This window comes from Pelosinus sp. sgz500959 (genome assembly GCF_042610375.1).
Taxonomy (GTDB): Bacteria; Bacillota; Negativicutes; order DSM-13327; family DSM-13327; genus CTSoil-075.
On record NZ_JBGJZL010000006.1, the window covers coordinates 128,675 to 155,081 of the forward strand.

The following is a 26,407-nucleotide window of genomic DNA, read 5'->3' on the forward strand; positions in this document are numbered from 1 at the left end:
CTCCTATCCCTCTTCCTGCCGATACTTTAACTGTAGATAAATCATGGCCAGCACAACTCCCAAAATACCAATACCAACTAAATTAATGGGTAAGAAAGTAGCCACGATAAAGCCTAAAAAGAAGAAAGGCATCAAATGTCCTGATTTCATCATCGTAATTACCATCGCATACCCAACAACAACAACAAACCCACCGGCAACCTGTAAACCACCAGTAATAACCTGAGGAATGCTTTGTAACAACACTTTAATGATTTCAGCATCAGCATAATAAGCAATTAAAAAAGCTGGAATCGCAACACGCAAACCATGTACACATAAAGCTAATACATGAACTAATGTAATCCCTGCAGTATGACCAAGCTGTGCATAATAATCTGCACGATGTTGAAAATATACACAAAGAGTACGTACAAAAATGGTGAGAATTTGTCCGGCAGCTGCCAATGGTATAGCAAGGGCAATTGCGACTGGCACACTTTGATGAGCGCTGATCACCAAAGTTGTCGATAAAATACTAGCAATTGCCGTATCAGGCGCTTGTGCTGCTCCAATATTCATCCAACCTAAGGTCAACATTTCCAAGGTACCGCCAATTAAAATTCCAGTACCCATATCACCCATGACCAAACCAGTTAGTGTGCAAGCCAGCAAAGGGCGATGAAATTGAAATTCATCTAATACACTTTCAATTCCAGCTGCAAACCCTACCAGCGCCACCATGAATGCTGTAAACATAGTCCCTCCGTCTCGTTTGCCTCTATTCTATCTTCGTCATGATATCAACAGGAGTATCATTAGGCAAAATTTGAATGTTAAGTTCAACGCCATGTTGATGAAGTTTTTTAAATGCAATTCGATCTTCTTCATCGACAGAAACGGCCTTGGTCAGTTGAGTCTTGCCTTGGCTAAAACTCATACCACCAATATTAACTTTACGAATCGGGATTTCACCTTCAATCAAAGTCAATATGGTCATGGGATTGGTAAACAATAATAATAATTTTTCATTACCAAATTTTTTTGTATGCAAAGCTTCGATACCTTGCTTTGCAGTGAGAACTGAAACTTTTACACCTGGAGGTGCTACCGTTTCGAGTAGCATTTTGCGAATGGCATCGACAGCGACTTTATCATCAATCACAACCATCCTTTTTACAGATACAGCTTTACTCCACGCCATTACAACTTGCCCATGAATTAAACGATCGTCAATTCTGACTAATTCAATACTCATCGTCTCTCACTTTCTGCTCATAGCCTGTTTAAAACAAAAGATTTAGGATACATGATTCATAGTAAACTTTTTAATACCATTACGACCGCCAAGGACTGCCACATCAGCTATACTTGTAAGATCTAGATTCCTCACGGGTAAGATTGAAAATAACATAGGCAAATTAACACCAGTAATGACCTCAGTATTTGTTTGTTCCACTGCGAGTAAGGCTGAGGCATTATAAGGGCTTCCACCTAAAATATCAACTAGAATCAATGTACCTTGCCCCTTGTCCACTTGCCTAGAAGCCTGTGCAATACGAACTTGCAAATCAGTCACAGCTTGTCCTGATTCAAAAGCAACAGCCTGAACGTGTTCTTGTTTACCCATAATGAGTTCGGCCGCATTCAGTAAAGCACCACCTAAACCTCCATGTGTTACAATTACTACCCCGATCATCGCCTGCCTCCATGTGCCATTAAGTTTTTCTATTCTTGTCTTACTCCTTTGCAATATTCATGCCAGTTTTTGTTTTATCAACAAAAATTCACTGATGAATTCTGCACTAGCCTATATGTAAAGCACAAAAATTTTTATTAATGATTGATTTGTTTTTTTTTAAACATAACTTCTTACAACAGTTGTTTTAAAGTGTTTGAATTGTGTTTCAATTGTGTTTTAATACAGTTGTTTTATTATTCTCTTAATTCTTATTTTTTACCCTGATAAGTTTGCCATCCTTCTGAGAGTTTCTTTCGATATGCTTCAAAACGATTGGCCATGACTTTTTCGTCTTTACGCCGTGCATCCGTTGATAAATCATACATTGCATTGGTCATCGAATGCACAACGATTGACATAAACGCATCTAAAGGGTCTAACTGAGTTGGAGTTGGAGCAATTGCAGTCGCAGCTCCACTTTCACTTTCTTTTTCAAGCAAATTTTTTATTAAAAGTATGGCTTCTGGGATTTTTTCTTCAGGCAATTGGCCAATCAATGTCATTAATTCATTTTGAGAACTCATATTATATCATCCTTATTTTAATTATTTGTATTTTACTCTTCTTCATTAAAGTATACTTTATAAAAATTCATCCCTTTTTCATCATCAAAACCACGTTCAATAAACTGCATATTGTCCATTTCTGAGCTTGATTTTTTCACTTTAATTTCAAATTCAGTATCAAGCTTAATTAAATTTTTAATTTTTCGTTTCATGGTTTTTACTGCGGGACTTGAAATATTAAATCGTTCTGTCGCCGCGAGACCTTGGTTGATATCATAGTTTTCTTTATGTTCTTTAAATTGTTCAATCAGTTCAGGTTCTTTAACGACTTCTTGTACAAAATTTTCAAGATTAAATTCATTATGTTTATCAAAATAAGCGACAGCTTCATTCATAAACACAACTTTATCTTTGCGATCAGCTTGATGTATTTCACCATAAATATTTTCAACAAAATCCTGACAAACAGTCAAACAAGTTTCAGTGTGAAAATATCCATCCTGGACATTAGTAAGACGCAAAAAATCATCTTTCCAATATAAAGCTTCATTATTACCTTTATTCACAGCATCTACAATCGCTACTCGGTATCCATCACTTGAATCAGCATTAAAAATAATACAACCTTTATCTAATTTTTTTATATTAATACCTTTCTCACTACCGACTACAAATTCTTCCGCATATCGAGTCACTTTTAAATAAGTTTCTTTTTTCTCTGTTTTAAAAATTCCAATCCCATCAGTTTTTTGTTCGTTTACAATACAATCAGTAAAATAAACCATATAAAATTCTCCACCTTTAATTTGAGGGTGGGAAGATTTTTCATATAGATGTTTTAAAATATTCACCGATTGGGTATAAAAAGAATCTGGATCAATAAAGATGCTGCTAATATACATATATAATTCATTTAAATGAATGTCTGTTTCATGAAAGAATTTATATAGTACTTTATTTTTAAACGATGATAAGAAATACTTAAGCAGTAATTCTTCCACATTTCCATCTTTCATCTCATATACAGTCGGCGAAACAAAAAGACCTTCATCCCGTAGTTTATTGCCCACCTGATGAATAATTAAATTCTCCAATTTTGCCGTAGAAAAGTCAAACACCAGTCTCATCCTTCCGATACTATCAATTATATTCTCAGCCTATTGTATCATAATTATATAGAATAACCCAGCTTATCACTTTTCATAAAAATTGAGTCACGTTTAAGATTATTCTATTTTTTGATTCGTACATCTCTTACTTAATTATTCCATTAGACTATAAAGCTAAAATAACAAAAAAAGATTCTGAATTTCTTAAAGAAACTCAGAATCTTTTTTCATATTTTAACCTGCAATTGTACCAAGAGCTACAACTTTTCCTGGATTCATAATGTTGTTAGGATCAAAGGCACTTTTTACAGTTTGTAATACTTTCTTCTGTCCACTAGTCATATGCTTGTACATAGCAGATACACGTTTTGCACCAATACCATGTTCACCAGATAAATTACCATCAAGCTCATATACAGCTTCATAGATTTCTGCTAACACTGCATATTTCAGGTCATGCCAAGCATGTTCATCACGATCTTCACGCAAAATCGTAGCATGAATGTTACCATCACCAGCATGTCCAGCACTAGGAATTTTGCAATCATATTTCGCTGCAATTTTTTCAATCGCATCGAGTGCTGCAGGAATATTGGAGATAGGTACTACAATATCTTCCATGCAGTATACTGGACTAATCATACGAAGTGCTTCAGCATATGCTTTACGTGATTTCCAAATACGATCTTGTGTTGAGATATTGTCAGCAACGAATACTTCTAATGCACCGTTTTCCATACACAATTTGCCAATGGTTTCGTAATCTTCTTGCACTTGCAATTCACTGTTACCATCAACTTCACAAATAATGTATGCTCCTGCATGGCTATAAGGTAAAGTTTTATTTAGGTATTTTTCAGCTGCTTTTACGGATAAATGATCCATAAATTCAACTGCAGTTGGAATAATACCAGCTGTCATGATTTTTGGTACTACTTTAATTGCTGATTGCATATCAGGGAAAGGAACTAATAAATCAGCAACATATTGAGGTAAAGGCATCAATTTAAGCCATATCTTAGTAATGATTCCTAAGGTACCTTCAGAACCAACCATTAAATGTACCATATCGTAGAAAGTTACATCTTTTACATTTTTACCGCCATAAGTAACAATGTCACCATCAGGCATAACAACTTCTAAGCCATATACATGACGTCCTGTTACACCGTACTTGACTGCTTTATTACCACCAGCATTAGTAGCAACATTACCGCCAATGAAGGAAGATTCTGCAGAGCAAGGGTCACCAGCATAAAAAAGGTTCAAGGCTTTAGCTTCTTTTTGTACTTCACCAGTCGTAACACCAGGTTCGAGTACCATGAATAAATTTTCGTTATCGATTTCTAAAATTTTATTCATTTTTTCTAAAGACAAGACCATCCCACCATGCATTGGCACAGCGCCACCTGCTAGACCTGAACCGCCGCCACGAGGAGTAATAGGGATCAGTTCACGATTAGCCAATTTCACAAGTTCAGCAATTTGCTGAGCATTCTCAGGTTTCACAACAACTTCAGGCATTTTTTCCCAAAGTTTATCGGAAGTCTCATCACGAGAATACATTTCCATTTTTTCCTGATCAACAACAACATTCGCTGCACCAAGAATTTCTTCTAGTTGTCTAATAATAGAATCTGTTACTTTGTTAAATTGCATGACCTATACCTCCTTATGCTATTGCTTTCATTTTTTTGACGGTTTCGATCAGCATAGGCACGACTTCAAATACGTCGCCCACAATACCGAAATCTGCCACTTTGAAGATTTGCGCTTCAGGATCTTTATCGATTGCAACAATGACATCAGATGTCTGCATACCAGCTAAAAATTGAATTTTACCTGAGATACCCATCGCAATGATTAATTTAGGTGAAACGGTTTTACCAGAAAGACCGATCTGGTGAGGATAAGTCGACCATCCAAGCTCAACTGCATCGCGAGTAGCACCTACGGCTGCTCCCATCAGTTCTGCTAATTCTTCTACCATTTTAAAACCTGCAGCATTTTTCATACCTTTACCGCCGGCAATAATTACATCAGCTTCTTCAATACTAACGGCTTGAGTTGTATCTATTATAAACTCCAGAAATTTTTCAACTGTCATTATTGTTGGACCTGCATAGTTCTTAACAATAATTTCACCAGTTCTGGAAGTATCGATCTCAGATTGTTTAGCAGAGCGTGGACGCACTGTTGCCATCTGCGGACGAGTATTTGGGGTTTTAATTGTCGCCATGATGTTACCACCAATTGCTGGGCGAGTTTGCAATAATAACTTAGTCTCAGGATCAATTGTAAGTTCAGTACAGTCAGCAGTTAAACCAGTGTGAGTTTTCGCAGTTACTAGTGGCATTACCGTACGGCCAGTAGTTGTTGCGCCAGCAATAATAATTTCTGGTTTTTCCTCATTTACCAATCGAGTAATGGCATTGCTATAAGGTTGTGGCAAGAAGTTTTTGAAAAGAGGATCTTGGATGAAAAACACTTTATCTGCACCACGCAGAATCACTTCTTCCATGTTTTCAATTTCATCCCCTAGCAAAACGCAGCCAAGCTCGCATCCGAGTTCATCAGCAATTCCACGTCCCCAGGTTAAGAGTTCGAAGGTAACGGCTTGAATTTTACCATCACGTTGTTCACCAAGTATAAATACACCTTTAAAATCGGAAATATTTCTCGCTTCCGCTATACTACAATTCACATAACTTGACATCATGATTGCTACCTCCCCTTATATAACATCCTTTTGAACTAAGAACGACATCAACTCTTCAATTGGTTTCATTGTGCCATTGGCTCTTGCCATAACAGTATCCCGTGAAAGTTTAGGACTAAAAATTTTAACAACACGAGTTGGCGAACCAGTTAGTCCAAGTTCACTCTTATCAAAACCAAGTTCTGCATTACCCCACATAGGTACTTGAACTTGTTTAGCTTTCAATTTTCCGCTTAGAGTAGGAAATCCAGTATCACTAATGTCTTTGTTTACAGAAACGAGTACTGGGAAAGTTACTTGAACACGTTCAAAACCACTTTCAACCGTACGTTTCACAATAACACCGTCTTCTAATACTTCTAATCCAGATACATAAGTTTGCGCTGGAATATTTAAGTAATGCGCAATCATAGCTGCTGTCTGTCCTGTCTCACCATCAGTGGCACGTTCTCCACAAAGAATCATATCAAAATCGCCTGTTTTCTTAATAGCTGCTGCAATAACCTTTGCGGTCGCAATGGTATCTGAACCGGCAAATTCTCTGCCAGACACCAAGACTCCGTCATCTGCTCCCATAGCAATTGCTTCTTTAATTGCTTTCATTGCTGATACTGGTCCCATACTCACTGCAGTGATTGTCACATCAGGATAAGCATTCTTAATTCGAATAGCCTCCGCTAATGCATTTTCATCCAATGGGTTAATAATCGTGTCTTTACCAGTACGCACCATGACTCCAGTTACAGGATCTAGTTTCACCGAATCAGTCCCGGGAACTTGTTTGACTAGTACAATAATTTTCAAACAAACACACCTCCTAAGTTATTCTGCTAACACCACTATGAACTTTGATAAACCTTGATTACTCATCCTGAGAAATATAAGCCACATATTTGCCTTACTATTTTTGCAAGTATTTTTTACATAAATTCAAGAAAATACTATGGCTAGGCAAAATAGAATGTTTCGACAATTGACACTATTCATTAATGAGCGAATTGTTTCACTGGTTTAACTATTCTATTTTTTCTTTATCTTACACGATTATTCTCATAAGGTAAAATTGTTATTTGTAATCATATTCATTCCTTAAAACTATGACCTTGTCAACCATGATTCCTGCTGGGAATGTTATTTTTTTAACATACTTTACGCTAAAAAAAAATAGAAAAGCTTTCTCTATTGATCAAGCTTTTCATATATTGTGCGATAAAATGCGTTATAAAATACTATATATTATTGACCATAATTTCTGTTAAGTTTAAATTACTCTCATCAAGACTCTTTTTAATATTGGCTAAATCGTGAGAGAATTCATCAGCAGCTACTGTATTCGGGAATGTAACTCGAACATCTAACTTATTGTCATTATATAAACGAAAAACACTATCCACCATACCAATATGTTCGGTATCTACACATACACGCAACCATGTCTCAAATTCTCGTTCTGTTGGTTGACTACTATTCTCATCCTGTTGTTGCTGATAAATATGAATATGAGCTGGATAATAAACCCCCGCAGCAACCTGAAGAGGAACGGAAAAAGAAAGAATACTATGTTCAGCCTGTTTTTCTCCTGTTGCTCCTGGTGATTTATAGATGGATTGGGCTAACTCCTTGACCAATGCTGCAGATTTTTGTAGATTTTGCGGTTCAGTATCTTGCCATTGCTCTGTTTCCAGTCCTTTTAACAATACCCATACCTTAGGTAAATCCACTAATCTATGCTTAGTTGCTCCTTCTTGCAATGCCTGTGGAATATTCGGTCCAAATAATTTTGTTAATTGATCCAAAGAATTCTGCTCTTTCTCTAACGTACTGGGATCGCCAGAGAGGAGCTCTGTTTTAAGTTGTTTGACGACCAACTTCAGTTGATCAAGTATTGCAGCCGTATCTGAAAATTTTGTCGCCAATTGAGTTAATACCTGCTTGGTCTCCTGTGGCACTGATGAAGAATTGCCTGCAAATTCTTTAACAAAATTCATACTGGATGACTTTTGTTCATTTGTCATATGCTCATTCAGTACTGCCGCATTAGTAAACGTCTCTGCCAATCCTCGTAAATTAGTCGACAGATTACCCTGCTTTAAAACTTGTTCTAAAGCTTTACCTATTTCAGGGGGTAAAGTCTTTAAAAACTGTTCTACTTGTGCATTTATTATAGCTTTGCTACTAACCTCTGAAGGTAAGTTTTTTACAAACTGCTCTAACTGAGATGCGACTGTAGCTTTACTGCTAACATCTGTAGGCAATTGCCTTACAAACTCCTCCAATTGAGATACGACTGTAGTCTTACTGCTAACATCTGTAGGCAATTGTCTTACAAACTTATCCAATTGCGATACAACCGTTGCTTTGCCACCAACCTCTGAAGACAAGCTTTTTACAAATTGCTCTAATTGCGATACGACTGTCGCTTTGCTACCAACCTCTGAAGGCAAGCTTTTTACAAACTCCTCTAATTGTGATACGACTATCGCTTTGCTGCCAACCTCTGCAGGCAAATTTTTTACAAACTGCTCTAATTGAGATACGACTGTCGCTTTGCCACTAACCTCTGAAGGCAAGCTTTTTACAAACTGCTCCAATTGAGATACGACTGCAGTCTTGTTACCAATCTCTGGAGGCAAGCTTTTTACAAACTGTTCTAATTGAGATACGACTGTAGTCTTCCTACTAATATCTGAAGGTAAGCTTTTTACAAACTGCTCCAACTGTGATACGACTGTCGCTTTGCTGCTAACATCTGAAGGCAAGCTTTTTACAAACTGCTCTAACTGAGATACGACTGCAGCCTTACTGCTAGCCTCTGTAGGCAAGTTTTTTACAAACTGCTCTAATTGTGATATGACTATAGCCTTATTACTAACATCTGAAGGTAATTTTTTTACAAACTGCTCTAATTGTGATACGACTGTAACCTTGCTACTAACATCTGAAGGCAAGCTTTTTACAAATTGCTCCAATTGAGATACGACTGCAGCCTTGCTGCTTATATCTGAAGGTAAGTTTTTTACAAACTGCTCTAATTGTGATACGACTGTAACCTTGCTACCAACATCTGAAGGCAAGTTTTTTACAAACTGCTCCAATTGTGATATGACTATAGCCTTATTACTTACATTTGAAGGCAAGTTTTTTACAAACTGCTCCAATTGTGATACGACTGCAGCCTTGCTGCTTACATCTGAAGGCAAGTTTTTTACAAACTGCTCCAATTGAGATACAACTGCAGCCTTGCTGCCAACCTCTGAAGGCAAATTTTTTACAAACTGCTCTAATTGAGATACAACTGTAGCCTTGCTACCAACATCTGAAGGCAAGCTTTTTACAAACTGCTCCAATTGTGGTACAACTACAGCCTTGCTGCCAACCTCTGAAGGCAAGTTTTTTACAAACTGCTCTAATTGCGATACGACTGTAGCCTTGCTACCAACATCTGAAGGCAAGCTTTTTACAAACTGCTCTAATTGCGATACGACTGTAGCCTTGCTACCAACATCTGAAGGCAAGCTTTTTACAAACTGCTCCAATTGTGATACGACTGTAGCCTTACTGCTAACGTCTGCAGGTAAATTTTTTACAAACTGCTCTAATTGTGATACGACTGTAACCTTGCTACCAACATCTGAAGGCAAGCTTTTTACAAACTGCTCCAATTGAGATACGACTGCAGTCTTGCTGCTTACATCTGAAGGTAAGTTTTTTACAAACTGCTCTAATTGTGATACGACTGTAGCCTTGCTGCTTACATCTGAAGGCAAGCTTTTTACAAACTGCTCCAATTGAGATACGACTGCAGTCTTGCTGCTTACATCTGAAGGCAAGCTTTTTACAAACTGTTCCAATTGAGATACGACTGCAGTCTTGCTGCTTACATCTGAAGGTAAATTTTTTACAAACTGCTCTAATTGTGATACAACTGTAGCATTGCTGCTTACATCTGAAGGCAAGCTTTTTACAAACTGTTCTAATTGTGATACGACTGCAGTCTTGCTGCTTACATCTGAAGGCAAGCTTTTTACAAACTGTTCTAATTGAGATACGACTGTAGTCTTGCTGCTAACATCTGTAGGTAATTGTCTTACAAGCTGCTCCAATTGAGATATGACTGCCACCTTGCTACCAACCTCTGGAGACAAGTTTTTTACAAACTGCTCTAACTGAGATACGACTGCAGCCTTACTGCTAACATCTGCAGGCAAGCTTTTTACAAACTGCTCTAGCTGAGATACGACTGTAGCCTTACTACTTACATCTGAAGGTAAGCTTTTTACAAACTGCTCTAATTGTCCTGTAAGTGTAGTTTCCCCTGCCGGTATCTCTTGAGCGATCTGGTTTAATAAATCTGCTGCTGCCTGCAGAGTTTTAGGTTGTATATCTTTAAATGACCATGCATCAACAACTTCTAATGCTGCCCATACTCCAGGTAATTTAGGTAGATTATTGTCCTTCGCAAATTGTTGCAATTCAGACGACATATTTTTTTCCAGTAATTTAGTCAATTGATTGATAATTTTTTGATCACTTTCACTTAACTGTTGCAGATTTTCAGGTAGTTTTGCCTGTAAATATTCTTCCACAGCTTGTTTAAAATCACTTTGTGGAACAGTAGTAATAGACAGCAGTTGCTTGGCTAGTTGCAAAAGTTCTTTTGCTGATTGTCCTGCAGTTGTACTCAGTTGATCGTTACTATTTTCAATCACATTCTGCAAAAAAGTCTTTATATCTTTATTTTCTTCTTTATTTAGAGTTGCTGCAAACTCTAATAAATTACTCATATTTTTCAGTTGCTCTGCTATATTTTTTTGTCCTGTAAGTAAAGACGATAAGCCTTGTGGCAGTTCAATATCAGATGACATTTGCTCTAAAAGTTCGGTCACCGCTTTTTGGATATCCTCAGGCAAGGATTTGATCAACTCTTCACGATGTTGTAATAGATTTGTAAAATCCGCAAGTTTCGCCTTAATTCCCTCATTTAAAATCACTTGAAAGTCTTTTTGCATAATGAGATTTTGATCTGTTACTGTCTTTTTTTCGCCAACTTGTTGGGTATTATTAGGTTGAGGGCCCATTACAGCTTGTCCAGCCCCTTGGCTTACGTTACCAATTTCCATCCAATTCACCTCTATCCACATCATATACCTTATTCATAAGTATACGATAAATCATTGGTTACGCCTATATAAACTACACAAAAGATTCTTATAGAAAGACACTCCCATTCAGTAAGCAGTTATTTACTGAATGGGAGTGTCTTATGTTTTCTAATGCAACTTATATCGCTGACCCTTTTCCGCCCAAAAAATTTTCCAATAGTTTCAAACCTTCAGGTGTCAAAATAGACTCTGGGTGAAATTGTACCCCTTCAATATTGTAGTCTCGATGTTTAAGCCCCATAATTAGCCCATCAACAGATGTGGAAGTAATCTCTAAGCAATCTGGTAAACTTTCACGATCGATAATGAGAGAATGATAACGTCCAGCAGCAAAATTAGGCGAAACCCCTTGATAGATTCCTGTACCATCATGCTGAATGAAAGACACTTTACCATGTACTGGTTCAGGCGCTCGCAAAACTTGCCCACCAAAAACTTCCCCAATGGCTTGGAGACCAAGACAGATTCCGAAGATAGGGAGTTTCCCTGCAAAATGCCCAATCACATCTTTCGTAATACCAGAATCTGCTGGTGTACCAGGCCCTGGGGAGATAATGATTGCTTCATACCCACCCGCTTCAATCTCTTCTAAGGTAATCTGGTCGTTGCGTACAACAAACACTTCATACCCAAGATTGGCAACGTATTGGTACACATTATAGGTAAAAGAATCATAATTATCAATGAGTATGATCATCCTCATCATCCTCCCCTATCACTTGGAATAATACCTTGGCTTTTTGTAATACTTCTAGGTATTCTTTTTCTGGTACTGAATCAGCAACAATACCAGCCCCAGTCTGTATGACAACCTCATCACCATCAATGACCATCGTTCGTATTGTAATACAAGTATCCATATTTCCCTTAAAGTCCAAATATCCTACAGCGCCTGCATAAGGACCACGCTGCAAGTTTTCAAGGTCATGAATGATTTCCATCGCACGTGCTTTTGGTGCACCACTCACTGTCCCTGCTGGAAAACAAGCAGATAATACATCGACTGCTTTAAACTTCGGATGAATACGACCTGCCACTTCAGATACCATATGCATCACATGGGAAAACTTTTCAATTTCCATCATCCGGCGCACCTGCACTGTACCAGGCAAACTAATGCGGCCAATATCATTACGTCCTAGATCAACGAGCATGGCATGCTCAGCTTTTTCTTTCGTATCTGCTAACAATTCTGCTGCTAACAAAGCATCTTCCTCTCCATCTTTTCCCCGTGGACGAGTACCAGCAATGGGATAAGTCAATACTTCTTCACCTGATAATTTAACGAGCATTTCTGGTGATGCACCAACAAGCTTGCGTTCACCAAAATTAATATAAAACATATAAGGAGATGGGTTTACTTGGCGTAAACGACGATATAAGGAAAAAGGATGTTTCTTCAGTTTACTTCGAAATTGCTGAGATAACACAACTTGAAAAATATCCCCGGCCAAGATATGCTCCTTGGCTTTTTCGACGATTGAGGTAAACTTTTCCTGAGCGATCTCATCAATAGGTAAACTTTCCCCTTGCCTTGGCATCGCCATATTATCTTGAGGATAGACTGCAGGTTGCCTAAGTTTTTTTATCCATTCTTTCAGCTCTGCAACCGTTTTATCATAAATTTCATCGACAGCCTTACCTGGTTCAACGCGAGCCAAATACATGAGTTTGATGGAATGAGTCAAATGATCCATGACGACGATCACTTGGCAAAATAGTAATTCTGATAAAACCGTCTCTTCAGGTGTTTGCATGCCTCGTATTCGTTCCCAAGTGGCAACTGATTCATAAGCAAAGTATCCAACTCCCCCTCCAGTAAAAGGTGGCAAGCCTGGTAAATCAGGAAAAGAGAAGGTCTGCATAAAATCGCGCAGTACAGTTGTCGGCGAACCTTCTACCTTCACAGTTTTTTTCCCTGACTTAATTTCTGAATACTCCTGCCTTGCTGTCACGGTTGCAAAAGGAGCAGCACCAATAAAAGAGTAGCGCCCAAAGGTTTTATTGGTTTCCGCACTCTCTAAAATAAAACCAACTTCATCGCCCACAAGTTTATAGTATAAAGATACAGGTGTTTCCATATCAGTTAGTAATTCTGTATATACTGGAAGAATGTTGTGTTTTTCCGCCAGTTTACAAAATTCGTCTTTCTCTGGATAGGCTCTCACGATCTTCACACTCCTTCATCCAAAGCGCGCCGAATTGATGTAGCAAAGGTATCAATCGAATCAATTCCTTCATCCATAAATCGCTGCATAATCGCACTTCCTACAATCACTGCATCCGCATATTTCGCCGCTTGTTTTGCTCCCTGCGCACTCCCTATACCAAAACCAATGGCTAAAGGTACATCGGTCTCAGAGCGCACTGTATCGATTACAGCACTAATTTGAGAGTAATCAACTTCTCGTACTCCTGTTACGCCGACACTCGAAACACAATATACAAACCCTTGAACTTTTTGGCAAATGGCTGTTAAACGCTCTGCAGTCGTTGTCGGTGCAACGAGCTGAATTAAATCAATTCCTGCTTCTTGGCAATGCCTAGCAAGTAACTCAGACTCTTCTAGAGGCAAATCAGGTACAATAATTCCATCCAAACCTGCGTCGGCAAAAGAGCGAACAAATTTTTCTACGCCCACATTTAAGATAGAATTAATATAGGTCATAATCACTAAGGGAATCTGAGACGTTTGCCGAATTGTGCGTACGAGTTGCAATATTTTTGGTGTTGTCGTCCCAGCTTGCAGCGCCAAGGTGGCAGCCTTTTGAATCACTGGACCATCAGCTAAAGGATCAGAAAAAGGAATACCAAGCTCGATCACATCAGCGCCTGCCGCTTCAAGAACATGAACAGCCTGTAATGTACCTGCTAAATCTGGATAACCAGCAGTTAGATAGGCAATAAAGCCTTTGCGCCCAGTGGTTTTTAACTCTTTAAATTTTTCTGCTATACGTGACATGTCGTTCCCTCCAATACCTTTGCTACCATCTGCACATCTTTATCACCACGGCCTGATAAGCATACGACGACGACATCATCGCTTTTTGTTTCAGGCATCAATTTTTCTAAATAAGCTAAAGCATGAGAGCTTTCAAGGGCTGGAATAATTCCTTCGATTTGCGCTAACCGTTGAAAAGCTGCTAAGGCTTCATCATCTGTAATCGCCATATACTGCACTACACCCGTATCTTTAAAAAAAGAATGTTCAGCGCCAATACCAGGGTAATCGAGCCCTGCGGATATGGAGTAAGGAGGAATGACTTGCCCATCCTCATCCTGCAGTAAATAGCTTAAAGAGCCGTGTAATACACCAGGTCGGCCAAGAGTCAAAGATGCAGCATGATCTGGAGTATCGAGTCCTTTACCTGCCGCCTCAATTCCGATTTTAATAATGTCTTTTTGATCACGGAATTGATAGAAAATCCCCATAGCATTACTGCCGCCACCTACACAAGCAAGAATATGAGTCAACTTACAACCTGAGATTTCTTGTATTTGCGCCTCTACCTCTTGGCCAATGACTGCTTGAAAATCTCTGACCATCATTGGGTAAGGGTGAGGACCAACGACAGAACCAATAATATAATGAGTGTCTTCTACATGAGTAACCCAGTACCGAATCGCCTCACTCGTTGCATCTTTTAAAGTCCCTGTACCGCTGGTTACTGGTATAACCTTTGTTCCTAGGAGTTTCATACGGAAAACATTCAGAGCTTGCCGTTCAATATCTTCTTCACCCATGAATACACAGCATTCTAAACCAAATAGTGCCGCAACGGTTGCACAAGCTACACCATGCTGCCCAGCACCCGTCTCAGCAACAATACGAGTCTTGCCCATACGACGCGCCAGCAAGGCTTGCCCTAAAGCATTGTTAATTTTATGAGCTCCTGTATGAAGTAAATCTTCACGTTTTAAATAAATTTTACCTCGGCCATAATGTTTTGTGAGATTTTCAGCAAAATATAACCGCGTAGGACGACCTGCATATTCCCGAAAATAAAAAGACACTTCTTTTTGAAAATCTTCATCGACTTTTAAGCGGTTATAGGCTTCTTCTAATTCTAACAAAGCAGGCATAACCGTTTCAGGAACAAAACGACCGCCATAATCACCAAAACGTCCATTTTTATTAGGCATGTGCTCTTCCTCCATTTATCTGATTTAATTTTGATAATTCTCGAGTCTTACTCCCAATATCAGTGGCCTTTACCAATCCTTCACCAACCAATATTCCTCGCACTCCTGCCTGCTCTAAGCGATAAGCTTCATCTCCTGTACTCACACCACTCTCACTAATCACAATGCGACGTTTATCACAATATGGCAATAAGTCAAAAGTATTTTGTACATCAGTAATAAATGTTTCTAAGTTCCGGTTGTTAATGCCCATCAATGTTGCTACAGTTTGTTGCGCCCGCTCTAATTCTTCCAGAGTATGAACTTCAACTAAGCAATCCATACCAAGCCCATGAGCAATGCTAATATATTCTTTCAATTGCTCATCAGATAAGATATGAACAATTAAGAGTATGGCATCAGCCCCTGCCACTCTAGACTCATAAATCTGATACTCATCAATAATAAAATCCTTGCGTAAAATTGGTAAAGAAGTCACGGCTCGCACAGCCGCGATATCTTCTAGCTGACCAGAAAAATGAGTGTCCGTATGGACTGACAAAGCTGTTGCACCACTTTTTGTATAGAGCTGTGCAAGTTCTGTCACTGAATAATCAGTGCATAATTGCCCTTTAGCTGGTGAAACCAATTTACATTCAGCAATAAGCGCCCAGTCTGATTGTTTAATGGCCTTACTAAAGGCAAAACTACCTGGCATTATATTTTTTAATAAACGAGCGAGTGGTCGTTCTTCTTTGGCGATTTTCACTGCCTCGCGTTTTTTTTCTGTAATTTTATTTAACATAAATTTATACCACCCTTTGCTCGACGAGCAGCAATTAAGAACTGCCGTATTTTTTCAAGATCTTTTATACCATCAGTCTCCACTCCACCAGATACATCAATACCTTCAGGAGAAAGAATTCTTACGGCCTCTTCCACATTTTCTGCTGTCAGTCCACCAGCCACAAACAGCGGTATTTTCACCTGCTGTCTTTCTAATTGAGCCTTCTTCCAGTCAAAAGTAATCCCCGTTCCCCCTTGTTGTCCTGGCACAAAACTATCAAGTAGTATCCAATCAACATGATACTCTTCAAGCTTCAATGGATCGAAATCGACTCCGACTCGTACAGCCTTAATGACGGGATAGTTAACCAATCGGCAATATTCTGGTGACTCATTACCATGCAATTGTACATAATCCAGTTTACAACGTTTAGCAATTTCTTGGACCTCAGGTAAGGGTGCATTTACAAATACCCCAACTTTACCAATACCAGTCATTTGACTTGCAATTTTTTCAGCGGCTGGAACTTCAATACGCCGACGACTCTCAGCAAAAACAAAACCAATTAAATCAGCACTATAATCTTTGGCTGCTTGTGCAGCATCTAAAGACTTAATACCACAAATTTTTATGATAATGAGAATTCCTCCTTATAACGTTGACTTGCACTACGTAGCCCTTCTAATTTAGCAAGAGCAGCACCACTATCGATACTAGCAGCGGCAATTGTCAATCCTTCTTCTAAGGTCGCGGCCTTATCAGCAACAAGTAAGGCAGCAGCAGCATTCATCAATACAATATCTCGTTTTGCTCCCTTTTGACCTTTTAAAATTTCGATAATAATTTCAGCATTATCCTCCGGTGTACCCCCAAGATAATCTTCTGGCACACCACTATTGAAGCCATAGTCAGCAGGTTCAATGATATAAGACCGTATTTCGGCATCGCGCACTTCAGTCACTTGTGTGGGCGCTAGTGTCGATATTTCATCCATACCATCAAAGCTGTGTACAACCATGGCCCGTCGTACCCCAAGTTCCTGCAATGCTTTGCCAATTGTTTGCGTTAATACAGGGTCATATACACCAATCAATTGACAGTTCGCATTAGCAGGGTTAGTTAATGGTCCTAGTAAATTAAAGATTGTACGAAATCCTAATTCCTTGCGAGGTTTAGCTGCATACTTCATGGCTTTATGAAAACTAGGAGCATATAAAAAACCGATATTTAACTCCTTAATCATTGTTCCTACAGCTTCTGGCGGCAAGTTTACATGAATGCCTAAAGCACTGAGCACATCAGCACTTCCACAAGAACTTGATACACCGCTATTACCATGTTTCGCTACTGTCAGGCCCGCACCTGCCACGACAAAAGCGACTGTTGTCGAAACATTGAAAGTACCTTTTTTATCTCCGCCTGTGCCGCACGTATCAATGAGTTCTTTTCCATCACAATCAATTTTCACTGCGTAATCTCGCATTGTTTGGGCAAAACCAGCAATTTCGCTACTTGTTTCCCCTTTTATTCGCAAAGCAGTCAGCAAAGCGCTAATCTGAACATCGCCAGCTTGACCTGACATGATGACCTGCATTGCCTCCTGGGCCTGACTTTGAGATAAATTTTCACCAACAATGACTTGGTTAATAAAGTTCTTTAACATGGCCATCCTCCTCTTTGTTTTTAAATATAAAAAAAGAACCATTCCACCCTATAAAGGGGCGAAATGGTTCGCGATACCACCCTAATTCAGAAAGCCACTGCTCTCTATCTCAATTCAAGTACGGGACGACAAAGTCCGATACCCTAGCCTGTTAACGGTGGCAACCGATCCGACCTACTTGCCAAAAGGCGTTGGGGGGACAGCTCACAGGTCCATTCAATATGTTCTATAGGTCGGTCATCACACCTCTGGTTACCCAGTCACCGACTCGCTGAACTAGAGTTTGCATATTTACTCGTCCTGCTCATTGCTATTTATTCCGATTGAATTACGATTATTTTAACACAAATGTCTTTTAGTAGTCAACATGTTTTTACACTTTATTCGCATGTTCTTCTATATTTCAAATAACTCTTGAATAGTGAACGATTTCATGTTAAACTTGCCATTAATAATTGAAATCATAAAGACGATGAAAAGGAAAAGTAAGGATCACATCCTAGTCACAGAGAATTGGGTAATTGCTGGAATCCCGATACAGGATCGATCGTGAAGTTCACCTTGGAGTTGCATGCTGAAATCTAGTGTTTCTAGATGGTAGGTGGTGCCGGATCCTTTACCGTTATGCGAAGGAAAGTATCGGCTGCTATATGCCCGTACTTTATAATCATGTTTTGCTCGCAGCAAAGCATAAAGGTGGTAACACGAGAACGACTTCTCGTCCTTTAAGGGATGAGAAGTTTTTTATTTTTCCCTATTTAAAAGAAAATGATTTGAAAATACCTTATATGAGGACGTGAAACAATGAATAAAAATAATAGTAAAATTGTTGGCTATCTAGGTCCCCAAGGTACACATAGTGAAGATGTTTGTTCTCACTATTATCCTAAAGATCAATGGGACTTCCAATCATATGCAACCATCGATTCCTGTATTCGCGCTACGGCAAATGGTGCAATTACAGAATCCATCGTCCCCATTGAAAACTCCTTGGAAGGTTCAATTAATATTACTCTCGATACCTTAGCTCATGAAGTCAATTTATTTATTACCAAAGAAATAGTCTGGCCAATCCACAATCATCTATTGACAAAATCTTTTGATGACCAAGAGATTCACACCATTGTTTCTCATGCACAACCCCTCGCCCAATGCCGACATTATCTTGCCAAGCATTATCCTCATGCCAAGCTTGAAGCAGTCGTCAGTACGGTCGAAGCAGTCCGCATCGTGGCTAGTGGCGCAAAAAACTATGCAGCCATCGCCAATATGAACGCTAGTAAACTTTATAATATGAATGTTGTAGCAGCTGATATCCAAGATCATCCACATAACTGTACACGTTTTGTTGTATTGAGTAATGAACCTGAAGCCTACAAAGAAGGGAACTGGAAAACATCCATTGTTTGTAAAATCAAAGGTGATAAACCGGGCAGCCTTTATCATCTCTTACAAGAATTGGCCAGTTTTCATGTAAATCTTGTTCGCATTGAATCTCGCCCCGCTCGTACTGAACTCGGCGAATATATTTTTTTCATGGATATGGAAGGCAGCATAGCACAAACAAATGTCCAAAACGCTATCAACGCTCTCGAAAATAAAAGTCTTTGGTTTAAAAATCTTGGTTCTTATCTTGTGTGTAAAGTTAAGGCATAAAAAAAGACTTGGCTGACGCCAAGTCTTTTTTTACTTTATTTAGCTTACACCCTTTACAGGCTTTTTTCTCATTTTCATAGCTACGATTACAATACCTACAATCACAGCTACAGCTATGAATCCAATGATAAAATTATTGGAATAACGTTTGATCAATTCGACTGCTTGGGGACCATAATAAAAGATCAAAATTCCTTCTAGCAAAAATCGCTTGCCTCGACCAATCGCAGATGCTAATAAAAATACAACCATATTAACGCGAAAGACACCAGCACTAATGCTCACGAATTTATACGGAATAGGTGCCATGGCAGCAAAAAAGATCGCCCATCCACCATACTTCTCTAGCCAATTATGAATGGTATCAATATGCTTGGCAGGTGCATATTTTTGCAAAACAGGAAGACCGAGTCTGTTACCAATAAAATACCCAATAATCCCACCTAGCACTGATGCTGTTGTGGCAATGACTGAATAATAAATAGCCTGTTCTGGAGCTGATAAAGCCATAGGAATTAATAATAAATCAGGTAAAATTGGGGAAATAAATGATTCAATAAATGAAACAACAAATAACCCCACTACACCATAGTTTTGAAAGAATAGTATAACTGGTTCCATTATTACACCTCATTGCTAAACTTCAATGTCCTTCGAACATTATATACTACTTGCCCCTAGAATGTATATAACAATGTAGCAATAGGGATACATTACATACGTCATGATCAATAAAAATTGGCAGAAATTAAATCATTGCAAATTATTTATTGTAATTTGATTCCAACTTCAAATAATCGATTCCAAGGAAAAGAAACATGTATTTTAGCTATTGGAAACCATGATAAATTTTGCTCTTTAAATACATTCATTTGTTTTTCCGTTTCAGTGATTAATTGAGGAGTCATTTCATTCAGCTGTACATCACTATAACCTTGAGGGAGCAAAATATCATTGCGCAATGTAGTGCGTATATTGGCTTGATAAGCCCACTCATCCAGCAAACGAACCGCCATTAACGAATCTTTATTTTTAGTTGTCATATTTTGGGCAAAGATAGCCTGCCCAATGGTATATCCTACCGTATTACTTGCTGTATTCCATCCAGAATAAGATTCTAGCTTTGGAATGAGTTTATATTTTGTCATCTCGTTCATAAACGAATTATCAGATCCATTGGCAAAGGCAATATCAGCAACTGCTACTTTTTTATTAGCGCGCAAATACGATTGTATTTGCTTAACAAAGAGATACGTTTCTGGGCTGGCTTCTTGAGGATTATCCCCTCCCCCTGCTTCTCGCGTCCAACCGTCAACAGGTGTATTAATGGCAAGGATGATATCTGCTGGGCCATCGAATAATAAGGGCATTCCACCAGCTGCAATAATATGATTTCGGACCGTTCTACCAATTGCAGTATCTTCATAAGAAGGAATGGTCTTTTCCCCAGCACCTTGGGTATATTTTACCGCAATAGATGGTATTTTAACCCTTAAATCATTCGCTGCGCGCGCTAGCATCACCAGACCTAATTGATCAGCACCTGGAAAAGATAAAAATTTACTAGCAGGTAATCCTACCGTATTTTTCTCTAACCAACGATATTCTTGGTGTGACCGAGAGTAAGGTGAAGCATCATCACGACCAAGGAGCAAATAAGAAAAGGTATTTTTTTTCACTTCATCAATTAACTCAGCATTGACTTTAAAATTTTTCCCTCGTCGCAACAGCCAATCATCCATTACATCTTGAGGAACGATCGAAATGGAATTTTTAAGATCTTGTTCTTCTAATTTTGTTAGGCCTTTCACTTCCTGCTTATCTTTTAATGCAGTAATTTGAAAGATGTCTGGTCCATATGTTTCATAATATAGCGGTTCTACCCCACCACTAGATGCATGAGGACTTCGCATAATCGTGCTAAATACATAAATGCGCACACTTGAGTTTAATTCCTTTAGCTTTTGAAAGTTTTTAATTCTTTTCGAAAGAGTATATTCAGGTAAGTCATGAGTGCGAGATGCAACTAATCCTCCATAAATAAGAGCATCGGATGATACTACAATCGAATCAACTTCATTTGCATGAGCAAATACCCATTTCCATAAAAGTTCTGGATTGGCATTTTGAGTACGATTTGCCAAATATTCCTCAGGAGGTACAAGGATCTCAAATCCACCTTTTTCTACAGTATCTACCATATAATCAAGGCTAACAGGGCGATTATCAAAAGGGACATACATAATACTCTGTGCATAACCAAGAGTATTGCTTACCAGAAAGAGTAAAAAAACCATTAAAAATATTTTTCTTTTATTATTCATGTTTATCCATCCTTTCATCGACAAAGATATCTGACAAGAGTGGTTCTTGAAATACTGCTGTCAAATACTTATACCGAATCTCTTCTATGTTGATGTCGGCAATGTCATCTCTCGCATCAACATAATCAATACCCCATTTCGCAAATCGTGCATAATTTGAGGTAAAATCACCAAAACATACTTGTATTGTTTCACCTCTCTTTGCTATTTCTTGTAACTGATGATCAAGAGACTGGGTGCAATAGTAATTACCTAAAATATAAGGATAGGTAATGAGAGCCAGATTAATGATAACTGCTCCTGTGAGAGTTACCCCTAGATAGCGAATGACTTTCTTTGCTTCAGTTGCAGCAACTGCGGCTATACTAATTGGCATTAACCAAAATTGTGGTACATAGCGGGCCCACCAAGATTCAGGGTTAATCAATACGGAAATCATAATACTGACGACTAGGCCAATCCCATATAATCCATCTTTAGTAGGAAATATAAGAATTAATAGCAAAGTCAATCCTGCAAGAAGCAACATGCCACTAAACCAAGGACCAAATCCCCCAATACGAATATCAGCTCCATAGACAAAAGGTTTAAATTCTTGGGGCCTAACTGTAAAAGGTATTTTAAGGACTGGCTCTTCCCTGTCAAAATTATTCGTAGACATGGAAAAAGAAGCAACATATAGTTTTTCTAGGGAGTTCATCTGCATAAACCCTTGTGGGGAATTACTTGTCATAATATCCATGGTCTTTGGTCCTGCTCCATATAAAGGGTAAAAGGGATGCCCATAATATACAATATTCGTAACATAAGGATTATACCCAATCACACAAATGCCAATAAACAAGCCAATGATCGATGTTTTTGCAAGATTTGCATACAAATGTTTTTTCTTAAGTAACCACAGCCAACCCCCAGCCAGCCCAACACAAGCAATCACATATACAACACCAGTGAATTTTATGTTGACGGTCAAGGCAATACTCATGATAAAACTACAAACAATCACTCGATCATATTGAGTGATCAGTCGATAGGATAATGCTACTAAACATAGCAACAAAGACGCCAACTGACCATCAATATAAAAACTCAATGCTTGATAAATACTAATAGGGTTTAATGCCATCAGCAAACTGAAGATTACAGCTTGCTTCACACTAAATCTGTGGCATTGTTTCATACTCGACAGGGTCAATAAGAAGGAAATTATGATCAATAAAAAATTAAATACTTTACTTTGTTCGATCTGCCCAGTAGCAGAATACAAGACCGCTTCATAAATCCAAGGTCCTTTAGCATAATGGTTTAACAATACTGCTGAGTGAGATCGATCTTTGGTCAAATAATCTTGAAAAGGATTCCAACCATGAGCTAACTGCCCCACGGCCTCTTGATGATAAACTTGACCGTCATAAGATATGTCATAAAATAATCCACTGATATACATAAAACTAAGGAATGAGAGTGTTATTAACAAACATAACTTGGCAAATAGTTGCCAAGTCTCTTGCTTAAAATAAAACTTTGTCACCATAAAACCATAGACAAGGGTACATACGAGGGATAACCAAATAGTTACCGTTGTAATTGGCATTCCCACAACAAATCCCAAACTTGCAAAGAGAAGCATAAAAAACATCAAGGATAATAAAATTGACCCTGATATTAAACTAAAAACAGCTAACATACATCACCTCCGAGCCAACTTATATCTGATGAAAGAGATAAGCTAGCAACAAACCTAAACTAAGACCGCCCAATACTTCAACAGGACTGTGCCCTTGACGTTCTCGCAAGACTGGTTCACTATGCTGCCCTGACACCATATAACGATTGATGGCTTTTGCTTGTTTTCCCACTGCACGCCTAATGCCTAAAGCATCAATGACTGTTATCATGAGCACTGCCACACCTAGGCCAAAAATTGGCGAAGAAAGACCTTCTGATAGCCCAATTAAAAAGACTGTACTGCTCATAATCGTACTGTGAGTACTAGGAAAACCACCATTACCAATTAAATTGACAGCCTGTTTTTGAAAACGAATATAATTAACCATAAACTTTAACGTACCTGCCGCAAACCATGCAACAATAGGCATTAGAGCATATTTATAAACCACGTTCGAGCCTCCTAGGATTTAGCAACAAGCACAATGCCCGCCATAATAAATAAAATTCCGCCGATTCTGAGCCAGCCAATAGGTTCATTAAATAGAAAATAAGAGGCAATAAATACAAGTACATAGCCTAAACTGATCATCGGATACGCATAACTCAGCTCAACTTTTTTTAAGGCAATAATCCATAAAATTGTACTAATACCGTATAAAAACAGCCCGAGTACGATGGGCCATTTAATTTTCTCGAGTAATGTATTTCCTGGTTGGGCAGCCATTTGCAGCGCACCATATTTAAAAGCAATTTGTCCAATTGCACCAATAAATACTGAGATAAGTATAAACACTAAATCTTTCATAGTTCTACCGCCTTTCTAATTCTGCAAAAACTACTTTATTCAAAATAGTATAAAACAACGACAACCATCACTGCAAATAACATGACCGTGGTTAAAATGTGACGATCTTCCAGTAAAATTTCTTCTGGTCTCCCGCCCTTACCTTTCATATGAATTAAATATAAATAGCGAAAAATACCATACATCACAAGAGGGATGGTCCACATTAAATGAATAGTATGCCCCGACGTAAAGGTAAATAATGAATAACTCATAATAGCAGCAGTTGTCACAATACTATTTAATTGATTAAGAAGCTCAGGAGAATATTGTTCTAATACTTTACGATGCTCCCCTTTATTTTTACTTAACAAATATAATTCATGCCGACGTTTACTAATAGCTAAAAATAAAGCCAGTAACATAGTACAGATTAAAAACCAAGGAGTAAAAGGAATATCAATGACTAGCCCACCACCAATGGCCCTTAGTACAAAGCCAAAAGCAATAACCATGATATCAATAATGACGATATGTTTCAATTTCATTGAATATGCTACATTAATCATAAAGTATCCTAAAAGTAGCAGGCTAAACCAAGGATTCAGAATAAAAGCCATAGAAAATGATGAGATCAATAAAATACAACCAAAAGCCAAGGCTCGTATGGGTTGCAGTCGCCCTGATGCAATCGGGCGATGCCTTTTCTCAGGATGCCGACTATCAGCTTCGCGATCGACATAATCATTCAATATGTATACACAACCTGATACTAAGGAAAACAATAAAAAACCAGCAATACACTTGCCCCACATAGCAACCGTCACTATTTTAATTGAAAAAATCAAGGCTGCAAATACCAATAAATTTTTAGTCCATTGTTTGGGACGCAGCACAGCAATATAGGGATTTGAACCATACCAACTCATTTAGTAAACGCTCCATTATAAATTTTCTCTACGATCCCAGGAACTTGTCCTGCTGGATCGTTAGCGAGACTTCCCGTAACACGCTCCGCTAAATATCCTATATCTTGTTTCGTTAATGAAAAATCTGTTAAGCAAAGGTTCACACCAAGACTACGGATAAAATTCCGATAAGCACTCATAAATTCCTCTTTACAGCTAGAAGGTTTCCCATCCAAGGCACTTGCTATGCGATCAAATTTTTCTTGAGAAAATTCATAGGTCTGTTCCAGCCAACTTTCAAATAAAACCATCAAACCTGATCCATGGCTGGTGTTGGTTTTGACCCCAATTGGATATTGCAGGCGGTGAGGCAGACAAGTACTGGAATTAGCTAAATTAAAGCCCATGAGCATACTCCCATACATCATCTTTGTACGAGCAATCTGATTGTTTCCATCTAATAATGCTTGTGGTAAATATTCACCAACTAATTGGATAGCAGCCAAAGAATTCATTTCAATTTGAGGGCTTAATCCACTTTTTGAAATATAAGTTTCCACCGCATGGGCAAAAACATCAAAGCCTGTCTCTAAGGTAATAGCAGACGTTAAGGATACTGTCAATTGAGGATCTACAATGGCAATCTGAGGAAAAAGTCCTTCATGACGAAAACTAGTTTTTACCCCACAGCTTTCATCTGTTAAAATCGCCGCCCAATTGGTTTCTGATCCTGTACCCGCTGTCGTCGGAATCGCAATCAAAGGTACATCAACATGAGTAATGGGCTTTTGACCAAGCAAATAAGGTTCTACCTTCTCACGAGTGGATAAACCTAAAATAATACCTTTGGCCCCATCGATTACACTACCACCGCCCAGAGCTACGACAACATCAGGTTGCCAATCGGCAAATTGATCAACACATGCATTCACTTCTTTCGTCAAAGGATTCGCACTCATACCAGCAAATAACGCCGTTTCAGCACCTTGCTTTTGCAGATCTGCAATCAATCGATCTGTAAAGCCTTGCTTCTTCATCGCATATTTTCCTGTAACAAGCAGGATTTTTTGACCAAATTTCACAATATGGGATGATGCTTGTTCAAACTTACCCCAGCCGAAAATTATTTTTGTCGGCATAAAATATGAAAAATGCATCGCATTCAACTCCTAACTTTTATTGGCTCATTAATTACTATACTAAAAATATCCAGTGGTGCAAAGTAAAACTTTTATTTTGTCGATAAAAAAAGAACTCTGGCATAGTATGTACATAA

General features: G+C 38.5%; 24 protein-coding genes and 2 other annotated features. Of the genes, 1 reads left to right on the forward strand and 23 read right to left on the reverse strand.

Annotated elements, in window-relative coordinates; all coding sequences use genetic code 11:
- Nucleotides 1–3: 3 nt before the first annotated feature.
- The 16 genes from ACAN52_RS11195 to trpD form a co-directional block, all read right to left on the reverse strand.
- Nucleotides 4–738: a mannose/fructose/sorbose family PTS transporter subunit IIC gene (locus ACAN52_RS11195; RefSeq protein ID WP_378954856.1), complete on the reverse strand. Its 735-nt coding sequence runs from the start codon at nucleotides 736–738 to the stop codon at nucleotides 4–6.
- A 22-nt stretch (nucleotides 739–760) separates the two neighbouring features.
- Entirely contained in the window at nucleotides 761–1,237 is a 477-nt protein-coding gene (locus ACAN52_RS11200; RefSeq protein ID WP_378954857.1) for a PTS system mannose/fructose/N-acetylgalactosamine-transporter subunit IIB, read from the reverse strand.
- 42 nt (nucleotides 1,238–1,279) lie between these two features.
- Complete coding sequence (locus tag ACAN52_RS11205) at nucleotides 1,280–1,678, reverse strand: PTS sugar transporter subunit IIA (protein ID WP_378954858.1); 399 nt, start codon at nucleotides 1,676–1,678, stop codon at nucleotides 1,280–1,282.
- 251 nt (nucleotides 1,679–1,929) lie between these two features.
- Nucleotides 1,930–2,244: a hypothetical protein gene (locus ACAN52_RS11210; RefSeq protein ID WP_378954859.1), complete on the reverse strand. Its 315-nt coding sequence runs from the start codon at nucleotides 2,242–2,244 to the stop codon at nucleotides 1,930–1,932.
- Nucleotides 2,245–2,276: 32 nt separating this feature from the next.
- Nucleotides 2,277–3,344, reverse strand: a complete 1,068-nt coding sequence (locus ACAN52_RS11215) for a nucleoid-associated protein (protein ID WP_378954860.1) — start codon at nucleotides 3,342–3,344, stop codon at nucleotides 2,277–2,279.
- A gap of 225 nt (nucleotides 3,345–3,569) precedes the next feature.
- On the reverse strand, nucleotides 3,570–4,994 hold the full coding sequence (locus ACAN52_RS11220; RefSeq protein WP_378954861.1) for an FAD-binding oxidoreductase: 1,425 nt from the start codon (nucleotides 4,992–4,994) through the stop codon (nucleotides 3,570–3,572).
- A 13-nt stretch (nucleotides 4,995–5,007) separates the two neighbouring features.
- Nucleotides 5,008–6,054 carry an electron transfer flavoprotein subunit alpha/FixB family protein gene (locus ACAN52_RS11225; protein ID WP_378954862.1) on the reverse strand — a complete coding sequence of 349 codons (1,047 nt, stop codon included), beginning with the start codon at nucleotides 6,052–6,054 and terminating at the stop codon, nucleotides 5,008–5,010.
- A gap of 15 nt (nucleotides 6,055–6,069) precedes the next feature.
- Complete coding sequence (locus ACAN52_RS11230) at nucleotides 6,070–6,858, reverse strand: electron transfer flavoprotein subunit beta/FixA family protein (RefSeq protein WP_378954863.1); 789 nt, start codon at nucleotides 6,856–6,858, stop codon at nucleotides 6,070–6,072.
- 425 nt (nucleotides 6,859–7,283) lie between these two features.
- Nucleotides 7,284–11,174: a hypothetical protein gene (locus ACAN52_RS11235; protein ID WP_378954864.1), complete on the reverse strand. Its 3,891-nt coding sequence runs from the start codon at nucleotides 11,172–11,174 to the stop codon at nucleotides 7,284–7,286.
- Nucleotides 11,175–11,334: 160 nt separating this feature from the next.
- Nucleotides 11,335–11,913, reverse strand: a complete 579-nt coding sequence (locus ACAN52_RS11240; RefSeq protein WP_378954865.1) for an anthranilate synthase component II — start codon at nucleotides 11,911–11,913, stop codon at nucleotides 11,335–11,337.
- The gene (trpE, locus tag ACAN52_RS11245) at nucleotides 11,897–13,384 is read right to left on the reverse strand and encodes an anthranilate synthase component I (protein ID WP_378955056.1); all 1,488 of its coding nucleotides are present in this window, start codon (nucleotides 13,382–13,384) and stop codon (nucleotides 11,897–11,899) included. The genes ACAN52_RS11240 and trpE overlap by 17 nt, the downstream gene beginning before the upstream one ends.
- 5 nt (nucleotides 13,385–13,389) lie before the next feature.
- Complete coding sequence (trpA, locus tag ACAN52_RS11250) at nucleotides 13,390–14,178, reverse strand: tryptophan synthase subunit alpha (protein WP_378954866.1); 789 nt, start codon at nucleotides 14,176–14,178, stop codon at nucleotides 13,390–13,392.
- A complete protein-coding gene (gene trpB, locus ACAN52_RS11255) occupies nucleotides 14,166–15,359 on the reverse strand; it encodes a tryptophan synthase subunit beta (protein ID WP_378954867.1) in 1,194 nt (397 codons plus the stop codon). The genes trpA and trpB overlap by 13 nt, the downstream gene beginning before the upstream one ends.
- A complete protein-coding gene (gene trpC / locus ACAN52_RS11260) occupies nucleotides 15,352–16,143 on the reverse strand; it encodes an indole-3-glycerol phosphate synthase TrpC (protein WP_378954868.1) in 792 nt (263 codons plus the stop codon). Before trpC ends, trpB begins: the two co-directional genes overlap by 8 nt.
- On the reverse strand, nucleotides 16,137–16,769 hold the full coding sequence (locus ACAN52_RS11265; protein WP_378955057.1) for a phosphoribosylanthranilate isomerase: 633 nt from the start codon (nucleotides 16,767–16,769) through the stop codon (nucleotides 16,137–16,139). The genes trpC and ACAN52_RS11265 overlap by 7 nt, the downstream gene beginning before the upstream one ends.
- Nucleotides 16,754–17,788, reverse strand: a complete 1,035-nt coding sequence (gene trpD / locus ACAN52_RS11270; RefSeq protein WP_378954869.1) for an anthranilate phosphoribosyltransferase — start codon at nucleotides 17,786–17,788, stop codon at nucleotides 16,754–16,756. Before trpD ends, ACAN52_RS11265 begins: the two co-directional genes overlap by 16 nt.
- A 51-nt stretch (nucleotides 17,789–17,839) precedes the next feature.
- Nucleotides 17,840–18,105 (reverse strand) — a binding site (T-box leader).
- A gap of 146 nt (nucleotides 18,106–18,251) precedes the next feature.
- Nucleotides 18,252–18,517, forward strand: a binding site (T-box leader).
- A 75-nt stretch (nucleotides 18,518–18,592) separates the two neighbouring features.
- On the opposite strand from trpD, the gene pheA reads away from it, so the two are divergent.
- Nucleotides 18,593–19,444, forward strand: a complete 852-nt coding sequence (gene pheA, locus ACAN52_RS11275) for a prephenate dehydratase (protein WP_378954870.1) — start codon at nucleotides 18,593–18,595, stop codon at nucleotides 19,442–19,444.
- 39 nt (nucleotides 19,445–19,483) lie between these two features.
- Here the strand turns inward: pheA and ACAN52_RS11280 are convergent, their stop codons facing one another.
- The 7 genes from ACAN52_RS11280 to ACAN52_RS11310 all read right to left on the reverse strand — a co-directional run bounded on the left by ACAN52_RS11280 (nucleotide 19,484) and on the right by ACAN52_RS11310 (nucleotide 26,288).
- A complete protein-coding gene (locus tag ACAN52_RS11280) occupies nucleotides 19,484–20,065 on the reverse strand; it encodes a YqaA family protein (RefSeq protein ID WP_378954871.1) in 582 nt (193 codons plus the stop codon).
- Nucleotides 20,066–20,211: 146 nt separating this feature from the next.
- Nucleotides 20,212–21,768, reverse strand: a complete 1,557-nt coding sequence (locus ACAN52_RS11285; protein WP_378954872.1) for a DUF4127 family protein — start codon at nucleotides 21,766–21,768, stop codon at nucleotides 20,212–20,214.
- Nucleotides 21,761–23,455 carry a hypothetical protein gene (locus ACAN52_RS11290; protein WP_378954873.1) on the reverse strand — a complete coding sequence of 565 codons (1,695 nt, stop codon included), beginning with the start codon at nucleotides 23,453–23,455 and terminating at the stop codon, nucleotides 21,761–21,763. Before ACAN52_RS11290 ends, ACAN52_RS11285 begins: the two co-directional genes overlap by 8 nt.
- 19 nt (nucleotides 23,456–23,474) lie before the next feature.
- Nucleotides 23,475–23,888: a divergent PAP2 family protein gene (locus tag ACAN52_RS11295; RefSeq protein ID WP_378954874.1), complete on the reverse strand. Its 414-nt coding sequence runs from the start codon at nucleotides 23,886–23,888 to the stop codon at nucleotides 23,475–23,477.
- An 11-nt stretch (nucleotides 23,889–23,899) separates the two neighbouring features.
- A complete protein-coding gene (locus ACAN52_RS11300; RefSeq protein ID WP_378954875.1) occupies nucleotides 23,900–24,244 on the reverse strand; it encodes an SMR family transporter in 345 nt (114 codons plus the stop codon).
- A 35-nt stretch (nucleotides 24,245–24,279) separates the two neighbouring features.
- Nucleotides 24,280–25,152, reverse strand: coding sequence for a decaprenyl-phosphate phosphoribosyltransferase (locus tag ACAN52_RS11305; protein WP_378954877.1), 873 nt, complete (start codon nucleotides 25,150–25,152; stop codon nucleotides 24,280–24,282).
- Nucleotides 25,149–26,288, reverse strand: coding sequence for an iron-containing alcohol dehydrogenase (locus ACAN52_RS11310; RefSeq protein WP_378954878.1), 1,140 nt, complete (start codon nucleotides 26,286–26,288; stop codon nucleotides 25,149–25,151). The genes ACAN52_RS11305 and ACAN52_RS11310 overlap by 4 nt, the downstream gene beginning before the upstream one ends.
- Nucleotides 26,289–26,407 lie beyond the last annotated feature (119 nt).

Coding starts and splice junctions, on each gene's coding strand:
- pheA (WP_378954870.1), top strand. CDS start 18,593: ATGAATAAAAATAATAGTAAAATTGTTGGCTATCTAGGTCCCCAAGGT.
- ACAN52_RS11285 (WP_378954872.1), bottom strand. CDS start 21,768: ATGAATAATAAAAGAAAAATATTTTTAATGGTTTTTTTACTCTTTCTG.
- ACAN52_RS11300 (WP_378954875.1), bottom strand. CDS start 24,244: ATGAAAGATTTAGTGTTTATACTTATCTCAGTATTTATTGGTGCAATT.
- ACAN52_RS11235 (WP_378954864.1), bottom strand. CDS start 11,174: ATGGAAATTGGTAACGTAAGCCAAGGGGCTGGACAAGCTGTAATGGGC.
- ACAN52_RS11240 (WP_378954865.1), bottom strand. CDS start 11,913: ATGATCATACTCATTGATAATTATGATTCTTTTACCTATAATGTGTAC.
- ACAN52_RS11290 (WP_378954873.1), bottom strand. CDS start 23,455: ATGTTAGCTGTTTTTAGTTTAATATCAGGGTCAATTTTATTATCCTTG.
- trpA (WP_378954866.1), bottom strand. CDS start 14,178: ATGTCACGTATAGCAGAAAAATTTAAAGAGTTAAAAACCACTGGGCGC.
- ACAN52_RS11305 (WP_378954877.1), bottom strand. CDS start 25,152: ATGAGTTGGTATGGTTCAAATCCCTATATTGCTGTGCTGCGTCCCAAA.
- ACAN52_RS11225 (WP_378954862.1), bottom strand. CDS start 6,054: ATGATGTCAAGTTATGTGAATTGTAGTATAGCGGAAGCGAGAAATATT.
- ACAN52_RS11280 (WP_378954871.1), bottom strand. CDS start 20,065: ATGGAACCAGTTATACTATTCTTTCAAAACTATGGTGTAGTGGGGTTA.
- ACAN52_RS11310 (WP_378954878.1), bottom strand. CDS start 26,288: ATGCATTTTTCATATTTTATGCCGACAAAAATAATTTTCGGCTGGGGT.
- trpC (WP_378954868.1), bottom strand. CDS start 16,143: ATGTTAAATAAAATTACAGAAAAAAAACGCGAGGCAGTGAAAATCGCC.
- ACAN52_RS11205 (WP_378954858.1), bottom strand. CDS start 1,678: ATGATCGGGGTAGTAATTGTAACACATGGAGGTTTAGGTGGTGCTTTA.
- trpB (WP_378954867.1), bottom strand. CDS start 15,359: ATGCCTAATAAAAATGGACGTTTTGGTGATTATGGCGGTCGTTTTGTT.
- ACAN52_RS11220 (WP_378954861.1), bottom strand. CDS start 4,994: ATGCAATTTAACAAAGTAACAGATTCTATTATTAGACAACTAGAAGAA.
- ACAN52_RS11200 (WP_378954857.1), bottom strand. CDS start 1,237: ATGAGTATTGAATTAGTCAGAATTGACGATCGTTTAATTCATGGGCAA.
- ACAN52_RS11210 (WP_378954859.1), bottom strand. CDS start 2,244: ATGAGTTCTCAAAATGAATTAATGACATTGATTGGCCAATTGCCTGAA.
- trpD (WP_378954869.1), bottom strand. CDS start 17,788: ATGTTAAAGAACTTTATTAACCAAGTCATTGTTGGTGAAAATTTATCT.
- ACAN52_RS11195 (WP_378954856.1), bottom strand. CDS start 738: ATGTTTACAGCATTCATGGTGGCGCTGGTAGGGTTTGCAGCTGGAATT.